The 16,907-nt window shown below is 59.3% G+C and carries 18 protein-coding genes; 10 read left to right on the top strand and 8 right to left on the bottom strand.

Annotated elements, in window-relative coordinates; translation table 11 throughout:
* Positions 1–59: 59 nt before the first annotated feature.
* A complete protein-coding gene (locus K5E40_RS06410) occupies positions 60–515 on the top strand; it encodes a helix-turn-helix domain-containing protein (protein ID WP_221730162.1) in 456 nt (151 codons plus the stop codon).
* Positions 516–534: 19 nt separating this feature from the next.
* Here the strand turns inward: K5E40_RS06410 and K5E40_RS06405 are convergent, their stop codons facing one another.
* Together K5E40_RS06405 and K5E40_RS06400 are read right to left on the bottom strand one after the other, a co-directional pair.
* The gene (locus tag K5E40_RS06405; RefSeq protein ID WP_221730161.1) at positions 535–1,614 is read right to left on the bottom strand and encodes an endonuclease/exonuclease/phosphatase family protein; all 1,080 of its coding nucleotides are present in this window, start codon (positions 1,612–1,614) and stop codon (positions 535–537) included.
* Positions 1,615–1,689: 75 nt separating this feature from the next.
* Positions 1,690–2,364: a YciC family protein gene (locus tag K5E40_RS06400; RefSeq protein WP_221730160.1), complete on the bottom strand. Its 675-nt coding sequence runs from the start codon at positions 2,362–2,364 to the stop codon at positions 1,690–1,692.
* 179 nt (positions 2,365–2,543) lie between these two features.
* Here K5E40_RS06400 and K5E40_RS06395 point away from each other — a divergent pair, with 179 nt between their 5' ends.
* From K5E40_RS06395 to K5E40_RS06385, 3 genes are all read left to right on the top strand, one after another.
* A complete protein-coding gene (locus tag K5E40_RS06395; RefSeq protein WP_221730159.1) occupies positions 2,544–3,302 on the top strand; it encodes a DUF2076 domain-containing protein in 759 nt (252 codons plus the stop codon).
* Positions 3,303–3,440: 138 nt separating this feature from the next.
* Positions 3,441–3,920, top strand: coding sequence for an NYN domain-containing protein (locus K5E40_RS06390; RefSeq protein ID WP_221730158.1), 480 nt, complete (start codon positions 3,441–3,443; stop codon positions 3,918–3,920).
* Positions 3,921–3,961: 41 nt separating this feature from the next.
* The gene (locus K5E40_RS06385; RefSeq protein WP_221730157.1) at positions 3,962–4,567 is read left to right on the top strand and encodes a PolC-type DNA polymerase III; all 606 of its coding nucleotides are present in this window, start codon (positions 3,962–3,964) and stop codon (positions 4,565–4,567) included.
* Between the two features lie 242 nt (positions 4,568–4,809).
* On the opposite strand, the gene K5E40_RS06380 is transcribed toward K5E40_RS06385, so the two are convergent.
* Positions 4,810–5,814 (bottom strand): hypothetical protein, encoded by a 1,005-nt coding sequence (locus tag K5E40_RS06380; protein WP_221730156.1) that lies wholly within the window; start codon positions 5,812–5,814, stop codon positions 4,810–4,812.
* Between the two features lie 458 nt (positions 5,815–6,272).
* On the opposite strand from K5E40_RS06380, the gene K5E40_RS06375 reads away from it, so the two are divergent.
* Positions 6,273–6,785, top strand: coding sequence for a Bro-N domain-containing protein (locus tag K5E40_RS06375; protein ID WP_221730155.1), 513 nt, complete (start codon positions 6,273–6,275; stop codon positions 6,783–6,785).
* Positions 6,786–6,947: 162 nt separating this feature from the next.
* Here the strand turns inward: K5E40_RS06375 and K5E40_RS06370 are convergent, their stop codons facing one another.
* On the bottom strand, positions 6,948–7,406 hold the full coding sequence (locus K5E40_RS06370; protein ID WP_221730154.1) for an Lrp/AsnC family transcriptional regulator: 459 nt from the start codon (positions 7,404–7,406) through the stop codon (positions 6,948–6,950).
* A gap of 163 nt (positions 7,407–7,569) precedes the next feature.
* Here K5E40_RS06370 and yedA point away from each other — a divergent pair, with 163 nt between their 5' ends.
* Positions 7,570–8,505 carry a drug/metabolite exporter YedA gene (gene yedA / locus K5E40_RS06365; RefSeq protein ID WP_221730153.1) on the top strand — a complete coding sequence of 312 codons (936 nt, stop codon included), beginning with the start codon at positions 7,570–7,572 and terminating at the stop codon, positions 8,503–8,505.
* Positions 8,506–8,570: 65 nt separating this feature from the next.
* Complete coding sequence (locus K5E40_RS06360; RefSeq protein WP_221730152.1) at positions 8,571–9,908, top strand: DEAD/DEAH box helicase; 1,338 nt, start codon at positions 8,571–8,573, stop codon at positions 9,906–9,908.
* 124 nt (positions 9,909–10,032) lie between these two features.
* Here K5E40_RS06360 and K5E40_RS06355 read toward each other — a convergent pair whose 3' ends face one another.
* Both K5E40_RS06355 and K5E40_RS06350 read right to left on the bottom strand, forming a co-directional pair.
* Entirely contained in the window at positions 10,033–11,274 is a 1,242-nt protein-coding gene (locus K5E40_RS06355; protein WP_221730151.1) for a TIGR03862 family flavoprotein, read from the bottom strand.
* 282 nt (positions 11,275–11,556) lie between these two features.
* On the bottom strand, positions 11,557–12,477 hold the full coding sequence (locus K5E40_RS06350) for a histone deacetylase (protein WP_221730150.1): 921 nt from the start codon (positions 12,475–12,477) through the stop codon (positions 11,557–11,559).
* 83 nt (positions 12,478–12,560) lie between these two features.
* Between K5E40_RS06350 and K5E40_RS06345 the strand changes: the two genes are divergently transcribed.
* The 3 genes from K5E40_RS06345 to K5E40_RS06335 all read left to right on the top strand — a co-directional run bounded on the left by K5E40_RS06345 (position 12,561) and on the right by K5E40_RS06335 (position 14,699).
* Positions 12,561–13,130 (top strand): GNAT family N-acetyltransferase, encoded by a 570-nt coding sequence (locus tag K5E40_RS06345; RefSeq protein WP_221730149.1) that lies wholly within the window; start codon positions 12,561–12,563, stop codon positions 13,128–13,130.
* 109 nt (positions 13,131–13,239) lie between these two features.
* The gene (gene tesB, locus K5E40_RS06340) at positions 13,240–14,109 is read left to right on the top strand and encodes an acyl-CoA thioesterase II (RefSeq protein ID WP_221730148.1); all 870 of its coding nucleotides are present in this window, start codon (positions 13,240–13,242) and stop codon (positions 14,107–14,109) included.
* Positions 14,106–14,699: an HAD family hydrolase gene (locus K5E40_RS06335; protein WP_221730147.1), complete on the top strand. Its 594-nt coding sequence runs from the start codon at positions 14,106–14,108 to the stop codon at positions 14,697–14,699. The genes tesB and K5E40_RS06335 overlap by 4 nt, the downstream gene beginning before the upstream one ends.
* Before the next feature lie 144 nt (positions 14,700–14,843).
* On the opposite strand, the gene K5E40_RS06330 is transcribed toward K5E40_RS06335, so the two are convergent.
* Entirely contained in the window at positions 14,844–15,797 is a 954-nt protein-coding gene (locus K5E40_RS06330; protein WP_221730146.1) for an alpha/beta hydrolase, read from the bottom strand.
* On the bottom strand, positions 15,798–16,685 hold the full coding sequence (locus tag K5E40_RS06325) for a neutral zinc metallopeptidase (protein WP_221730145.1): 888 nt from the start codon (positions 16,683–16,685) through the stop codon (positions 15,798–15,800).
* Between the last annotated feature and the right edge of the window lie 222 nt (positions 16,686–16,907).

The following is a 16,907-nucleotide window of genomic DNA, read 5'->3' as shown; positions in this document are numbered from 1 at the left end:
ATTTTCTTCTGCCGTTAGAACTGTTCTAACGCGCACGATCTCGCAAAAATTGGAGGCTCATGGCCAGACAATTGCTACTGGCACAAAGCGAATGCCCGGTGGCCCGCACGCTTGAGGCTATTGGCGATCGTTGGGTGTTGATGATCATCCGCGACGCTTTCGATGACGTACGTCGCTTCAGTGAATTCCAGAAACGTCTGGGCCTGGCTAAAAATATCCTCTCGGCGAAGCTCAAGAGGTTGGTCGAACTGGGCGTGTTTGAGGTGCAGCCGGCATCCGATGGCACCGCTTACAAAGAGTACGTGCTGACCGAGATGGGACGTTCGGTGTTCCCCATCGTGATCAGCATGCGCCAGTGGGGCGAGGACTTCCTGTTCAGCAAGGGCGAGAGTTATTCGGTGTTGCTGGACAACGAGCACTCGGAGCCGGTCGAGACCATTACGGTGCGCTCCAAAGCTGGCGAGTTGCTGGGCCCGGCGGATTGCCATCGGCGTGTGGTCAAGCGCCGCAGCTGATTGTGGCCATGCTGCGTTTTTAAGGCGCGGCCGGCAGCAAGAACCGCGCAATCACCGGCAAATGATCGGAAATGCGCAGCGTGTCGTCCTGACGCACCATCGCTTCCACCCGTTTGATCTTCGGGCTGTAGAACAGATAGTCGACCGTGCGATCCGGGCCGTTGAGGCCGGGGTCGTTGGGGTAGTGGGTCAGCCATTGCGCGCGGTCGATGCCGCTGGCTTCGTTGTTGGTCGGGATCATCGGGTATTTGTCCCACAGCAGATGCAACTCGCTGTCGGCGGAGTAGGGCGTGCGCTGCTCGGCGGGCAAACGACGATATTGGCCGAGCGGCAACAGGTTGAAGTCGCCACCGATCAGCCACGGCAGGCCCTGACTTTCATACTTGTCGAGCACCTTGGCCACGGCCGTCACTTGCGCATGCAACGTGTCGTCCGGTCGGTGGGCGCGTTCCAGATGAGTATTGAATACGGTCAGTTGCCCGCCATCGCTGAGCGGCAGTTTGGTCGCGAGGAGGGCGTCTTTGGGCTGGAACTGGCGGCTGATGAAGTTGCTTGGGGCCACCGGTAATTGCAGGCGTTCGGCATGTTCGATGCGATAGCGGCTCAGCGTCGCCAGTTGCCGGCCAACGCTGCCATAGATATGGGGCTCAGGGACAAAATCGGCTTTCCAGTCAAAAGCGCTGGCGCTGCACGGGTACAGATCGGCGACCCGCTCCTGCAACAACTTGAGTTGATCCTGATAGTCGCTGGCCTTGGCGCCGTCATCGAGTTCCTGCAACAGCACCAGATCGGGTTGTTCGTCGCGGATTACCCGCGCCACTTCATCGAGGCTGAAGGCCATGTCCTCCAGCGTCGGCGCTTCGTCGTTACCCTGGGCCAGGTCATTCCAGAACACATAACGCTTGCCGGCCAGATACTGCACGTTCCAGGTCATGACTTTCAGCGCTTGCCCGGGCACCAGCATGGGCGGTGTGCCTGTGCAACTGACCGGCAGGGTCTCGCGGGCGTCGGGGCGCCAGGTCAGGCCGAAAATCAGCCCGCCGATCAAGATGACGGCGAGCAGAGCGAGCAACAGGGTGTAGCGCAGTAGACGGGTCATGGCTCGGCTTATAGCGTTACAGAAAGTGGCCCCGAGCATACCTGACGGCGCTCTCGAAGCCCAATCGCAGAGCGCTCAGACCGCGCCGTCACGTTTTTCAGGGAGTTGGCTGATCAGCATGAACAGGCGGAACAGCACCACGCTGGTGAACAGTTGCAGGAAGCTGTGGCCACTGTCGATCAGCACCGAAACTATCGGGTTCTGCGGCTCAGGGTATACCGCCAGCGTCGCCCCCTTAAGCAACCACAAAGGCGTCATCACACACAGAATGCACAGCAGAATCCGCCAGAAATGCCCGCGGCTCAGCCGCAGGCTTTCCTTCATGGCGTGCAATGGATTAAGGCCGCGCAGCACCAACAGGTATTCGCCGAACGCCAGCATCACCATCAAAATCAGGCCCGGCAGGAAATACAGCGAAAGGCCCAGCAGAATCAGCAACGTGTTGAGCGCGGTGAGCAGGGCGAAACGCGGCCACAACCGCGCAGACATCGCCAGCAGATCAAGGGTGCGCGGGGCTTCGCCACGGGTGCGGGCGTCGAGAAACAGGATTAATGCGGCGGTGTACAACGGATAGACCAGCAAGCCGACGATCACACTGACGGACGAGAAACTGTCTGGGTCGCTGGCGTGATCCACCACTTGTTGCAGCAGCGCTTCGACGATCACCAGCGGCAGGCACAACTGCACGATGCTGGCCAAATGGCGTTTGAAAAAGAACAGAGAGTCGCGCAGCACTTCGAAGGCATTCATCAGTCGGTATCGCAGGTCGAAAACAGTGGCTCACTTTAACCGATGATGCGTGAGCCCACACAAACGTAAACATTCGGTAAAGGTCATTGAAAGGTTTTGTCGCGGCCTCCATTACGCACGAGCACCTTGTCCAAAAGTGGGCGAGGGCCATGTTATCCCCGGCAATCTAAGAGGTCGCCATGAACAGCGAAGAGCAAACCCTGATCGATGGACTGTTTTCCCGGCTGCAACAGGCCGAAACGGAGGCAGCCCCGCGCGACGCCCAGGCCGAGACGCGGATCAAGGAACACCTGACGCGCCAGCCGGCGGCAGGTTATTTCATGACCCAGGCGATTCTGGTTCAAGAGGCGGCGCTCAAAAGCCTGGATGAGCAGAACAAGCAACTGACCCGGCAAGTCCAGCAGTTGCAGGCCGAACTGCAAGCGGCCAAAGCGCAGAGTGCAGCGCCGGCGCCGAGCAGTGGCGGCGGTTTCCTGTCGAGCATCTTTGGTGGCAGCCCGCGTCCGGAACCGACCCCGAGTGCTGCTCCGGCGTCCACGGGTGGCTGGCGCGAGCCTGCACCACAGCAGAACGTTGGCGCTCCACCTGCGCAACAGGGTTTTGCTGCGCCACCGCCCAATTATGCGCAACAAGCCGCACCGGCGGCCGGCAGCAGCTTTCTCGGCGGCGCCTTGAAAACCGCGGCCGGTGTAGCCGGTGGCGTGATGCTGGCGCAGGGAATCAGCAGCCTGTTCCACCACAATCAGCAGCCGCAAGAGATTGTTGAGGTGATCAAGGAAGAGCCGGCTCAAGTCGCCGACCAGAGCAACAACGGCTGGGGTGACGATCAGCGCATGGCCGGAAACGATTCCTACGGCAATGACCAGGGCGGATTGACCGACACCGACTACAGCGATGACAACTCATCGTTCTTCGATGACGACGATTCCTTCGTCTGATTCACCATTCGTCCGGAGCCTGTAAGGGCTCCGGGCCGATTATTCGCGGAACGTTCCTATTGGCTGGCATACTGAGCGCCTTTTTCGGGCCTGGCGCCTGATCCCGCTTCGTGCGCTTGCGCGCTCACAGGAACTCCGGTGAAAAAAATCGCAGTGTTCGCCGATGTGCAGAACCTCTACTACACCGTGCGTCAGGCCTATGGTTGCCACTTCAACTATGCGGCGCTGTGGGCGGACATCAGCAAGGATGGGCAGATCGTCGAAGCTTACGCCTACGCCATCGACCGTGGCGACAGCAAACAGCAGCAGTTCCAGCAGATCCTGCGCAACCTCGGCTTCATCGTGAAGCTCAAACCTTACATCCAGCGTAGCGACGGCTCGGCCAAGGGCGACTGGGACGTGGGCATCACCCTCGACATCATGGACGCCGCCGACCACGTCGACGAAATCGTTCTGGCCTCCGGTGATGGCGACTTCGACATGCTGCTCGAACGCATCATCAACAAGCACGGCGTGCAAGCGGTGGCCTACGGTGTCCCGGGCCTGACCGCCAACTCGCTGATCCGCGCCGCCAGCCGTTACGTGCCGATCGAGGGCGCGCTGCTTCTGAAGAATTGAGCGGCTACTGAAGAATTGATTTGGACGGAGTACAACAAGGTTTGGAACGCATTGCAGTCATCGACTTTGAAACCACCGGCCTCTCGCCGAACAGCAACTGCCGCGCCACGGAAATCGCCGTGGTCATGCTGGAGAACGGCCGCATCGTCGAGCGCTACCAAAGCCTGATGAACGCCGGCGTACGCGTCCCGGCCTTCATCGAACAACTGACCGGCATCAGCAACGCCATGCTGCGCACCGCGCCCTCGGCCGAGCGGGTGATGGAAGAGGTCAACGAGTTTGTCGGCTGCACGCCACTGGTCGCACACAACGCCTCGTTCGACCAGAAGTTCTGGGATTTCGAACTGGGGCGGATCAAACGCACGCGCTTGCAGAACTTCGCCTGCTCGCTATTGCTCGCCCGCCGACTGATGCCGGCCGCGCCGAATCACAAACTTGGCACCCTCACCACATTCGCCCGCCTGCCGCACACGGGTCAGGCTCACCGGGCGATGGCGGATGCGGAGATGGCGGCGAACCTGATGGCGCATCTGGCGGGTGAGTTGCGTGACAAGCACGGCTTGCGCGAGCTCTCTCACGACCTGCTGTGCAAGTTGCAGAAAGTGCCAGCGGCGAAAGTGAGCGAGCATCTCCAGCGCTATCGCTGATGTTCAGGTCAACAGATAACCCTGTGGGAGCGGGCTGGCTCGCGAAGGCGGTGTTTCATTCAACATTGATGTCGACTGATTCACCGCCTTCGCGAGCAAGCCCGCTCCCACATTGGATCTCTGCTGGCGTCAGGTCTGTTTGCCGTTGTTTTCGATATAGCCGAGCGGCACGCGTTTTTCGATGGCGCTGTCCAACAGAATCGAGTTCTGCTGGAGCTGCCCGAGGCTGCGATCTTTTTACGTCAGGCCAAACTGGCGAATTGTTGACTATCAACCCTGCCAACCGGCATAAACCCGGTTGTTTTCTTGAAGTTCATCGTATGCACGAAATTCTTCATCGAGTCCGATGGATCGATGCTTTGCATGTTGAGTTTGAATAGCGTCTCGCGTGAGAGTGCGACGCTGAGGATCGGTTGATCTTCGAGATGGCCGGTTGCGGAGTTGAGAAGTGAGTCAACAGCCGTAACGATGACGAGGCGCTCCGGAAGGATACTCAGCAGTTCCCGGCCCACACGCAAAACGCAACTGGATACGTAGTCCTGTAACAGCTCATTGAATTTGCTGATCGGCATTTTCTTCACCGACAGTTTCCCGCTCTGCAACAGCGACTTGATCTCTTGAGGGATCACTTTGTTTCCGTGTACAGAAAGCGTGCATTCGAGCACCCCGCTGTCTGCAACCGAAAAATTGATTGACGTACCCAAGTGCGAAATATCCGTAAAAGGATTCACTCGTAGGACGGCATCAATTTTCGATTGGGCATGACCGGTGAGTATTCCCAACGCGAGATCGTGATCGGTTTTCCAATCTTGATGCCGTGCTTCCCACTCGCTTAACGCTTGAGCTAACTCCTGCGTGTCTTTGGCAACCGCCGCTTGAATGGCTAATTCAAGTTTTCTGCGTTGTCTGGCCTCAAGTTTTAAAGTGCGCGCGATGAAGCCAGGTTTATAACTGGACTGTCTCGCCCTGGCGTTGTTTTCATGAGTATTGAGTGCTGCGGGTTTTATCGGTGGCGGTTGATTTGCGAACTCACTCCAGTCGATCCCCTCGCCACAGTCTTTATGCACGGACAGCAGCAGTTCTATGTGGTTTTCGTAGACCTCAACTTCATACGCGGCCTGCTCAATGGCCTCCATTTTTGCGAACTCTTTCTGACGCACCTGCAATTCGCGTTGGCGCCGCTTCGAGTTGCGCTCAGCTCTTCTGGCTGACGCCTGCATCGAGCGTAGGGTTCCCTTCCAAGTCATTTTTGAGCTCCTTTCGTTTCCATCGGGTTTTTATTTTTTTGAGAAATACCGATTGTCGCCTCTGCGAGGACATTAGCTGCTGCGCTTGGTGGCGTCCACCGGACAAAAAGTCTCCCGTAACCGAGTTGTTTAGCCGCGTATAAAATTCGACGAAGCATCCTACTGAAGTTTAGGGATAATCCGTCTTGAGCTCCGATAGCCCCACCGCTAACCTCTTTTCGTCGCTGCAAATTCAGCGATCGGGACTGCAAGCCCGCCGATAATTTGTTAGGCACTGAACGGTGCACCTATAATCGCGTCGCTCTTATGGCGACCAACGATTTTATGGTGGCTGTGTGCGGGAGACCTTCGGGTCTGCCGAGGTTGCCTAACGACTCGGTCTTGCAGACCCGCGCACAGCCGCCACCCATCATCTGCAAGTGATGCTAGCGGCTCCAACATTCGTTAGGTGATTTGCCATGATCAAAGTAACTACCAACGCTCCAAAAAACGCCGGCTCGCAATTCAGCCGTGAGTCACTCGTAAACCCCCAAGCCTTCATCCGCCATCACATCCAGTTGCAAGCCGCTCTGGTACATGGCGAAGCCTGGTTCTGTGCCCGTGATATTGGTCGCCTCATGGGGTTGGAAATTAATGGGCGACAAGTTCTGAAGCTTGATGAGGACCAGCGGCGGATGATGTTTCTGTCGGGAAACGATGGTGTTCAAGAGACCTTGATGTTGAGCGAGTCCGGCGTTTACGCAATGCTGGTTTATCACTACTCCCCGGAGAACCGTCATTTGCGTCGTTGGCTAACCCATGAGGTCGTGCCGATGCTTCATCAGGACTCAACGTCAGTTATCGAGCCGCATCTACGTTTGATGATGTGCGCCGGGGAAACCTTGAGTCTTCTGCATTGGCGCAATGAGCCATGGATACGCATGCGAGATATGCCGAGTATGTTGGCTCAGGAAGGTCTTGGTTGCCGTTGAGGGCTCTTTGCTGAGCCGATAGTCAGAGGATTCATTCCAGATAACGTCGATTACCTGTGGGAGCGGGCTTGCTCGCGAAGTCGGTGGTTCATTCAACATTGATGTCGACTGATTCACCGTCTTCGCGAGCAAGCCCGCTCCCACATTGGATCTCTGTTGGCGTCACGTCTGTTTGCCGTTGTTTTCGATATGGCCGAGCGGCACGCGTTTTTCGATGGCGCTCGAAAGCACAATCGACGTCTTGCTGAACCCGAATTTCGCCACCCGATTGATCAACGCCTCCAGCTCCAGCATTGAGCCCACCGCCCCTTTCATGATCACGCACGGATCGCCCGTCACTCGAAAGCACTCGGTCAGTTGCGAGATTGTGGCCAATTCGTCGTACACCTTCTGGCTGCCGTTCTGGTGCAGACGCAGTTCGATCACGCACTGGATCGGCAAGCCGATTTTCGACAGGTTAATTTTTGCCTCATACCCGGTGATCACCCCGGATGCTTCCAGTTTGGATACGCGCTCGGCCACGGCGGGCGCTGACAGATTTACTTTGCGCGCCAGGTCGGCGTAGGACGCGCGACCGTTTTCGAGTAGGGCGCTGAGCAGCATGCGGTCGTATTTGTCCAAAGCCGAACTCCTGTAAATGCCAGACTTTCGAAATCGCGGTTCATCCCGTCGATCTCCATGATTTCCAAAGTGTACTGGCCTGATAAACAGGGTTTGTAACTTATTTTTGCCCGCTGGCCTTTCTAGAATAACCAATCCCTCGCCTCTGACTTTCGAGCCTTCCATGCCTGCCCTGCGCCGTTTTCCCCTGCCGCTGATCGCCGCGTTTTTTGCGCTGTATGTGATTTGGGGGTCGACCTATCTGGTGATCCGCATTGGTGTTGAATACTGGCCGCCGCTGATGCTTGGCGGGGTGCGCTTTGTGATTGCGGGCACGCTGATGTACGCCTTCCTGCGTTGGCGCGGGGCGCCGGCACCGACCTGGGCGCAGTGGAAAGCGGCGGGGATCATCGGGATTTTGCTGTTGAGTCTTGGTAACGGCGCAGTGAGTGTGGCCGAACACACCGGCGTGGCTTCGGGCGTCGCGGCGTTGGCGGTGGCGACGGTGCCGTTGTTCACGTTGCTCTGCGGTTATTTCTGGGGGGCGCGTAATACCCGTCTCGAATGGGCCGGGGTGGTGTTGGGGATTATCGGCATCGCCATGCTCAACATGGGCTCCAACCTTCAATCGAGTCCGCTGGGGGCAATGTTGCTGATTTTTGCTGCGGCGTCGTGGGCGTTCGGTTCGGTCTGGAGCCGACACTTGCCCCTGCCGCCAGGCGCGATGGCCAGTGCCGTGGAAATGCTCGTTGGCGGCGTCGTGTTGTTGATCGGCAGTGCGCTGAGCGGTGAGCACTTGCAAGTCGTGCCGCCAGTGGAAGGCTGGTTGGCGCTGGCGTATCTGATCTTCTTCGGCTCGATCATTGCCTTCAACTCGTACATGTACCTGCTCAAGCACGTGCGTCCGGCGGCGGCCACCAGTTATGCCTACGTCAATCCGGCGGTGGCGGTGTTGCTGGGGATTGTGTTCGTCGGCGAGACCATTGGCATTGAAGAAGCACTGGCGATGCTGGTGATCATCAGCGCGGTGGTGCTGATTGGGCTACCCCAGTGGCGTCGGGCGCCTCCGCCGTCAGTCGTGGCGCCGACAGCCATGCCAACAGAAACCCGTACGAATTAGGGTAAACTGCGCGCCATTGCATACTCGTTTTGCACAACTGCGCTGAATTTTCCTACGGTACTCCCATGACTTTCGCCTCCCTTGGCCTGATCGAACCCTTGCTGCGCTCCCTCGAGACGCTCGGCTACCAGACCCCGACGCCGGTGCAGGCGCAAGCCATTCCGGCCGTGCTGGCCGGTCGTGACTTGATGGCAGCCGCTCAGACCGGCACTGGCAAAACCGCCGGTTTCGCCTTGCCGCTGTTGCAGTTGCTGAGCATGGAAGGGCCGAAAGTCGCTGCCAACTCGGCGCGAGCGCTGATTCTGGTGCCGACCCGCGAGTTGGCCGAGCAGGTTCATGAGTCTGTGCGCCAGTACGCGGAAAACCTGCCGCTGCGCACTTACGCGGTGTACGGCGGCGTCAGCATCAACCCGCAAATGATGAAGCTGCGCGGCGGCGTCGATGTGCTGGTCGCCACGCCTGGTCGCCTGATTGACCTGTTCCGCCAGAACGCGCTGAAACTCGATCAGTTGCAAACCCTGGTGCTGGATGAAGCCGATCGTATGCTCGACCTGGGCTTCTCCGAAGAACTGGCAAACATTTACCGCATGCTGCCGAAAAAGCGCCAGACCTTGCTGTTCTCCGCGACCTTCTCCGATGACATCCGCCTGCTGGCCGGGCAGATGCTCAACGATCCGCTGAGCGTCGAAGTCAGTCCGCGCAACGTTGCTGCCAACACCGTCAAACAATGGGTGGTGACGGTGGACAAAAAGCGTAAGGCGGAGCTGTTCGTGCATCTGATGCGCAAGAGCAAGTGGAAACAGGTGCTGGTGTTCGCCAAGACCCGCAACGGTGTCGACGCGCTGGTGGAAAAACTTCAGGGCCTGGGCATCAACGCCGACGGTATCCACGGCGATAAACCGCAGGCGACTCGTCAGCGTGCGCTGGATCGTTTCAAACTCAGCGAAGTGCAGATTCTGGTCGCCACCGATGTGGCCGCCCGTGGTCTGGATATCGAAGACCTGCCGCTGGTGGTCAACTTTGATCTGCCGATTGTGGCCGAGGATTACATTCACCGTATCGGCCGTACTGGCCGTGCGGGTGCGACGGGCGAAGCGATTTCGCTGGTGTGTGCCGATGAGGTGAACATGCTCTCGGCCATCGAGATGCTGACGCGCCAGACGTTGAAGCGCCAGAACGAACCGGACTTCGAGCCTGAGCACCGCGTGCCGGATACCGATGCGAGCGGTCAGGTGATCAAGAAGCCGAAGAAACCGAAAAAGCCGAAAACTTCGGGCGGTGGCGGTAAGCGCAATTTGGGCAAGTGGGTCGATAGCGGCGAGACGCAGGCGCCGGAGCCTTCGATCAAGCCTGTGCGTAAAGTGCCGGTGTTCAATACCGGGCCGCGTAAGCGTAAGCCTTGATTTTGATGCGGCGTCGCTAAGACTGCTTTCGCGAGCAAGCCCGCCCCCACATTCGACCAAGTACTTCAATTGAATGCGGTCAACTGTGGGAGCGGGCTTGCTCGTGAAGGGCGCCCTGCGGTCTTCAGCCCTCGCGCTGCAGCCACTCCAGTATTCCGAACCCGGCAGCCCGGCCACTGGCAAAACACCCCGTCAGCAAGTACCCGCCCGTCGGTGCTTCCCAATCGAGCATCTCGCCAGCGCAGAACACGCCCGGCAAGGCCTTGAGCATCAGGCGCTCATCCATCGCCTCGAACGTCACGCCCCCGGCACTGCTGATCGCCTCATCCAACGGACGGGTTTTCACCAAGGTCAGCGGCAATGCTTTGATCGCCCGCGCCAGCAGCGCTGGATCGGCGAAGGTCGCCGCGTCAGTCAACTCACGCAACAACGCCGCTTTCACCCCATCAATCCCGACCTGACTGTGCAAGTGCTTGGCCATCGAGCGCGAGCCACGCGGTTTGCTCAGCGCAGCCTGTAATTTATCCACAGGCCGGCTCGGCAGTAGATCGATGTGCACCGTGGCCGAGCCATGCATATTGATCGCCTCACGAATCGGCGCCGACAACGCGTAGACCAAACTCCCTTCAATTCCAGTTGCGGTGATCACGCATTCGCCCAAGCGCGCAATGTCGTCGTTCAAGCCTATGGCGATATTTTTCAGCGGCGCGCCGGCGAATTTGCTGACGAGCAATTCGCTCCAGGCCTGCACTTCGAAGCCGCAATTGCTCGGCTGCAACGGCGCCAGTCCCACACCGCGCTGCTCCAGCGGCAGCATCCAGGCACCGTCCGAACCCAGACGCGACCAACTGCCGCCGCCAAGGGCAAGCAGGGTGGCGTCGGGGCTGATGGTGATTTCGCCGTCGGGGTTGTCGATGCGTAGCGCGCCCTGTTCATTCCAACCGAGCCAGCGGTGGCGGGTGTGGATAACGACGCCGCTGTCGCGCAGGCGTTTGAGCCAGGCGCGCAGCAGGGGCGCGGCTTTCATGTCGGTGGGGAACACGCGGCCAGAGCTGCCGATAAAGGTTTCGATGCCCAAGTCATGAATCCAGCGGCACAACGCGTCGGCATCAAAACCGCGCAGCAGCGGAGCGATGTGCGGCGCGCGTTCGGCGTAGCGCGAGAGGAACGCTGGGTAGGCTTCGGAGTGGGTGATGTTCATGCCGCCGACGCCGGCCAACAGAAACTTGCGGCCCACCGAGGGCATGCCGTCGTACAGGTCGACGCGCACTCCGGCTTGGCCCAGTACTTCGGCGGCCATCAGGCCGGCGGGGCCACCGCCGATGATGGCGACGTGAGCGGGGAGGGGGGCGGAAGTCTGAGTCATGGCGTGCGCTGCGGTATGGCGGGATAAGGCGCGCATTCTAACAGCGCCGGACAGGGTGGGAGGGGGCTTGCTCCCGAATGCGGTATATCAATTGACATCAATGTTGAATGGCCCCCCGCATTCGGGAGCAAGCCCCCTCCCACAAGGGATCTGTGGTGATCCACAAAATCTGGTTAATAAATGACCATCGTGCTGCAAGCTATGTCCAGCATGGCCTCTAGTCCCTTGCACTCAGGTTATCCACAGGCCGTTCCACAGCGAATGTGGGTAACGCAGCACACCTCAATGACAGCCGTGTGACTGCCAGACGCGCTGCGCGCTGTGATGGAGAATGCCGTGGCGGCGGGCGAGGGCGTGGCGATCCTTGCTGTAACCGCCACCGATGACACCGACCACCGGGATGTCGCGGCCCAGGCAATGGCGCATTACGCTTTCGTCCCGGGCGGCTACGCCTTCATCGGTCAGTTGCAGATAACCGAGGGCGTCGTCCTTGTGCACATCGACGCCGGCGTCGTATAGCACCAGATCTGGTTGATACAGCGCCAGCAAATAGTTGAGTGTGTCGTCCACGACTTTTAAATAATCGGCATCGCCCATGCCTTTGGGCAGCGGAATGTCCCAGTCACTTTCGGCTTTACGTGCAGGAAAGTTCTTCTCGCAGTGCAGGGAAACGGTAATCGCCTCCGGGGTGTCGTGCAGAATCCGCGCCGTGCCGTCGCCCTGATGCACGTCGCAATCAAAGATCAACACCCGGTTCACCCGGCCGCTTTGCAGCAGGTACTGGCTGATGATTGCCAGGTCATTGAAGATGCAAAACCCGGCCGGGTAGTCGTAGTGGGCGTGATGGGTGCCGCCGGCCAGATGACAAGCCAAACCATGCTCCAGGGCTTTTTCCGCCGCCAGGATCGAACCGCCGACCGCCCGCACCGTGCGCCGGGCCAGTGCTTCATTCCACGGCAGGCCGAGGCGCCGTTGGTCTTCGCGGGACAACTCGCCGTTCATGTAGCGTTCGATATAGCGACGGTCATGGGCCAAGGCGAGGATGTCGTTGGGACAAATCTCTGGACGCAGCAAGTCGGCGTCGCGGGTCAGGCCGCTGTCGATCAGGTGATCGCGCAGCAAGCGAAACTTGTCCATGGGGAAGCGGTGATCCGCCGGAAACTCGGGGCTGTAGTCTTCGTGATAGATCAGCGGCAGTGGCATGGCGACTTCATGTAGGAAACGTAGGAAAGAGTGAGCGATCCTACCAGCGATGTAGACTTGCGGCATGGAAACGGAGGGGCACGATGGAGCCGATACTGGAACTCGAAAGCGCACGCCTGCTGATGCGTCAGTGGCAGGATGAGGACTTGCCGGCATTTGCGGCGATGTGTGCCGATCCTCAGGTGATGCGCTACTTTCCCGCTCGGTTGAGCCGTCTGGAAAGCGCCGCGCTGATCGGTCGTGTGCGCGGGCATTTTGCTGAGCATGGTTTCGGTTTGTGGGCGCTGGAGCGCAAGGACAGTGGCGAGTTCATCGGTTTTACCGGACTTTGCGTCGTCGGTTTCGATGCACCTTTTACGCCGGCAGTGGAAATCGGCTGGCGCCTGGCCAAGGAACATTGGGGCTTGGGTTATGCCAGTGAAGCGGCATGGACCGCTCTGCGTTGCGGGTTTGATCGGTTGGCCCTGAAGGAAATGGTGTCCTTTACCGCGCAATCCAATCTGCCTTCGGAGAAAGTCATGCAGGCGATCGGCATGCACCACGTGCCGGCTGATGATTTCAATCACCCGAAACTCGCCGTCGGTGATCCGTTACGCAAGCATGTGCTGTACCGCATCACCCGGGAGCAGTGGCTGCAAACCTTGCATGGATAAGCCGACACGGACGTTTACAATGGCCGCCATATCATTGGCCCGCGCCAGAATCTGAATCGGCCGCCGCAGCCAAGACTGCGCGGCATAGCTTTGTGTGAGGAGAGTCTGAATGAGCCAAGTGTTGGAAGATCTGGTCGACTTGCTGACCCTGGAACCGATCGAAGAAAACCTGTTCCGTGGCCGTAGCCAGGACCTTGGTTTTCGTCAGTTGTTCGGGGGGCAGGTACTCGGTCAGTCGTTGTCGGCGGCCAGTCAGACGGTTGAAGAAACCCGCCATGTGCATTCGATGCACGGCTATTTCCTGCGTCCGGGCGACGCCAAGTTGCCCGTGGTCTATTCGGTGGACCGCGTGCGCGATGGCGGCAGTTTCAGCACTCGCCGGGTGACGGCGATCCAGAAGGGCCATCCGATCTTCACTTGCAGCGCTTCGTTCCAGTACGACGAAGAGGGCTTCGAGCACCAGAGCCAGATGCCGGTCGTGGTCGGTCCGGAAAACCTGCCGTCGGAGCTGGAACTGACCCAGCAACGCGCGCACCTGATTCCTGAGCACATGCGCGAAAAACTGCTGTGCCCGAAACCGATCGAGGTGCGCCCGGTCACCGAGAAAGACCCGTACAACCCGCAACCGGCTGATCCGGTGAAGTACGTCTGGTTCCGCGCCGACGGCGCCTTGGCCGATACCCCGGCATTGCACAAATACTTGCTGGCCTACGCCTCGGACTTCGGTCTGTTGACCACGTCGATGCTGCCCCACGGCAAATCGGTCTGGCAGAAAGACATGCAGGTCGCCAGCCTCGATCACGCGCTGTGGTTCCACAACGATCTGCGTGCCGATGACTGGTTGCTCTATGCGATGGACAGTCCGTGGGCCGGAAATTCCCGTGGTTTCTCCCGTGGCAGCGTCTACAACCGCGCCGGTCAACTGGTCGCCTCGGTGACTCAGGAAGGCCTGATTCGGCATCGCAAGGACTGGGCATGAGCCTCGTTGATGTGAAGCATTGGGTGTTCGACATGGACGGCACGCTCACCGTTGCCGTCCATGACTTCGCGGCGATTCGCGTTGCGTTGTCGATTCCGCCCGAGGACGACATTCTCACCCACCTTGGCGCGCTGCCAGCCGCTGAAGCGGCGGCGAAACATGCATGGTTGCTGGAGCACGAACGTGATCTGGCGCGGGGTTCGACCCCGGCCACCGGCGCCGTGGCACTGGTGCGTGACCTGCACTCGCGCGGTTATCGCCTCGGCATTCTCACCCGTAATGCCCGCGAACTGGCGCATGTCACGCTGGAGGCGATTGGCCTGGCTGACTGCTTTGCCGTGGAGGATGTGCTGGGCCGTGATGACGCGCCGCCCAAGCCGCATCCGGGTGGATTGCTGAAGTTGGCCGAGGCGTGGTCGGTGCCGGCCAGCGAGATGGTGATGGTCGGCGATTACCGCTTTGATCTGGATTGCGGTCGGGCGGCAGGTGCGCGGACGGTGTTGGTGAATTTGCCGGATAACCCATGGCCGGAGCTGACGGACTGGCATGCGCAGGATTGTGTTGAGTTGCGGCGGATGGTGTTCGCCTGAGCCGTTGAGTGTCTGGACGGACGCCTTCGCGAGCAAGCCCGCTCCCACAGGGGATTTTCAGTGGATACAAAATTTGAGTCCGAAGCCCGCCCCTCTGTGGGAGCAGGCTCGCTCGCTAAGAGGCCGGCATTGCCACCGCAAGGCTTACTGATCAAACAAAGCCTTCTGCCCCTGCGCCGACGTCAACATCCCATCGCCGTTGTGCCCCACCCCGGGCACTTCAACCAGCCGCTGATTCACCCCTTCCGGATGGCGGCGCAACAAATAGCCAAAATACAGCTTCCCGCGCGTCAGGCGGTCAGTCCCTTGCGCCTCGGCCTCGCAGCCTTTGTCCAGCGCCGGATGCTGCGGGTCGATGTCCTGCTGTCCGAGCAGATAAATCACCTCGCGTTTGATGTAACGGCTTTCAAGCTGCAACGGCGTTTGCCCACCGGCGTATATCGGCATGTCTGACAGACCGTACTTCCAGCGATTGAAGTTGGGGCATTGCGCGTGATCGAACGCGACCGGTCGCTGTTCGTTGAAATAGGCATACGAAGACGGATTGGCCACCACATAGCGCAGGTGGATTGCGTTGGCCTGGAGCGCGGGTTGATCCTTGGCGAGCAAAGCGTATCGCTGTACCACCTGACCGCCGCCGGAGTGACCGAAAATCACGATCTGCTTTACGTCCGGAAACTGCTTGCGATCAGTGATTCGGGCGACGATTTCGTCCAGTGCCGCATAGGAACTCACCGGATTCGGGCCTGTGGATAACCGACCGCCCATCCACTCATTGCCTTTCCAGCGCAACACGGTGGCAGGCAAGGAGTACAGGGCTGTATCACTTTCATTGAGGAACTGCGGAGCGATGACCAGCGTGTGGGCGGTTTGCCCTGCCAGTTCCGCGGCGCTTTCGGCGCTTTTGCGATAGGTCTCGGCGTTGCGCAACCGGCCATGAATGACGATCAGCACTCGCTCGATCTTTTCCGGCGCCGGGCCGATGCCCACCGCCATTTCGCCGGCCTTGAGTTGCAGGCGCCCGGGGCTGATAGCGTCGACCCCGGCCGCTTGCGCGGTGCTGCCAATGATCAGTAAAGCCAAAAGCCACTTATGCATTTACAGATTTTTCGCCGCGAAGGTATCGCACTGGCCGACCTGGCCTTGCGCGAATCCGGTTTTGAACCAGCGCACCCTTTGCGCCGACGTACCGTGGGTAAACGAGTCCGGCACCACACGGCCCTGACCTTGTTGCTGCAGGCGATCATCACCGATGGCGTTGGCGGCGTTCAAGGCTTCTTCGATGTCGCCCGGTTCCAGCCAGTTCAAACGCTTCTGCGCGTTATAGGCCCAGACACCGGCCAGGCAGTCGGCCTGCAATTCCTGACGAACCAGTAATCCACCAGCACCTTGCATCTGCCGGCCTTGCTGGCGGGCTGTCTGAATTTTCGCCGAGACGCCAAGAAGCGTCTGCACATGGTGTCCGACTTCGTGAGCGATCACGTAGGCTTGGGCGAAATCGCCAGCAGCCTTGAAGCGTTGCGCCATTTCCTGGAAAAACGCCATGTCCAGATAGACCTTCTGATCCGCCGGGCAATAAAACGGCCCGGTGGCTGAGGTGGCCAGACCACAGGCGGAATTGACCCGATTGCTGAACAGCACCAGGGTCGGATCCTTATATTGGCGGCCGGCCTGCTGGAAAATCGCGCCCCAGGTGTCTTCGGTATCGCCGAGGACTGAACGGACGAATTCGGCCTGTTCATCATTGGCCGGCGGCGCCTGGCGGGTTTGCGAGGTGGGTGCCGTTTGCTGGCCCGTCTGGCCGGTGAGTTGACCGAGGATCTGCAACGGATCCTGGCCAGTGATCCAGCCGATGCCGACGATCAATAAAATGGCCCCAAGGCTCAGGCCCTTGCCGCCACCGAAACGCATCCCGCCGCCACCGCCGGTATCATCACCACGGGCATCGACGACGTTGTCACTGCGTCGGCCTTTTTTCCATAGCATGCGGGAATCCTCTTTCTGATCGTGGTGATGAGTGTTGCTGGTGTGTGAGTGTGGCGCCAGTCCAGTCGTCCGTCTATTCGTACGCCCGCAGCGAAGCCGACGGGTAAGAACCTGTCGTGTTCGGCGAATTCCATTCAACACCGGTTTTTTGTGAAGCGTTCAAGCTGTTCCAGATTTTGTTTTGTGTCGCGCGTATTCTAGAATCCACGAAATTTCATTGGG

The sequence above is a fragment of the Pseudomonas baetica genome (genome assembly GCF_019733355.1).
In the GTDB taxonomy this organism is placed as follows: Bacteria; Pseudomonadota; Gammaproteobacteria; order Pseudomonadales; family Pseudomonadaceae; genus Aquipseudomonas; species Aquipseudomonas baetica_A.
The sequence above is the reverse complement of the archived record's forward strand: the minus strand, read 5'-3'. Positions and strand labels throughout refer to the sequence as shown.

Coding starts and splice junctions, on each gene's coding strand:
- K5E40_RS06355 (WP_221730151.1), bottom strand. CDS start 11,274: ATGACTCAGACTTCCGCCCCCCTCCCCGCTCACGTCGCCATCATCGGC.
- K5E40_RS06330 (WP_221730146.1), bottom strand. CDS start 15,797: ATGCATAAGTGGCTTTTGGCTTTACTGATCATTGGCAGCACCGCGCAA.
- K5E40_RS06375 (WP_221730155.1), top strand. CDS start 6,273: ATGATCAAAGTAACTACCAACGCTCCAAAAAACGCCGGCTCGCAATTC.
- K5E40_RS06380 (WP_221730156.1), bottom strand. CDS start 5,814: ATGACTTGGAAGGGAACCCTACGCTCGATGCAGGCGTCAGCCAGAAGA.
- K5E40_RS06350 (WP_221730150.1), bottom strand. CDS start 12,477: ATGCCACTGCCGCTGATCTATCACGAAGACTACAGCCCCGAGTTTCCG.
- K5E40_RS06405 (WP_221730161.1), bottom strand. CDS start 1,614: ATGACCCGTCTACTGCGCTACACCCTGTTGCTCGCTCTGCTCGCCGTC.
- K5E40_RS06335 (WP_221730147.1), top strand. CDS start 14,106: ATGAGCCTCGTTGATGTGAAGCATTGGGTGTTCGACATGGACGGCACG.
- K5E40_RS06395 (WP_221730159.1), top strand. CDS start 2,544: ATGAACAGCGAAGAGCAAACCCTGATCGATGGACTGTTTTCCCGGCTG.
- K5E40_RS06410 (WP_221730162.1), top strand. CDS start 60: ATGGCCAGACAATTGCTACTGGCACAAAGCGAATGCCCGGTGGCCCGC.
- yedA (WP_221730153.1), top strand. CDS start 7,570: ATGCCTGCCCTGCGCCGTTTTCCCCTGCCGCTGATCGCCGCGTTTTTT.
- K5E40_RS06345 (WP_221730149.1), top strand. CDS start 12,561: ATGGAGCCGATACTGGAACTCGAAAGCGCACGCCTGCTGATGCGTCAG.
- K5E40_RS06400 (WP_221730160.1), bottom strand. CDS start 2,364: ATGAATGCCTTCGAAGTGCTGCGCGACTCTCTGTTCTTTTTCAAACGC.
- K5E40_RS06360 (WP_221730152.1), top strand. CDS start 8,571: ATGACTTTCGCCTCCCTTGGCCTGATCGAACCCTTGCTGCGCTCCCTC.
- K5E40_RS06325 (WP_221730145.1), bottom strand. CDS start 16,685: ATGCTATGGAAAAAAGGCCGACGCAGTGACAACGTCGTCGATGCCCGT.
- tesB (WP_221730148.1), top strand. CDS start 13,240: ATGAGCCAAGTGTTGGAAGATCTGGTCGACTTGCTGACCCTGGAACCG.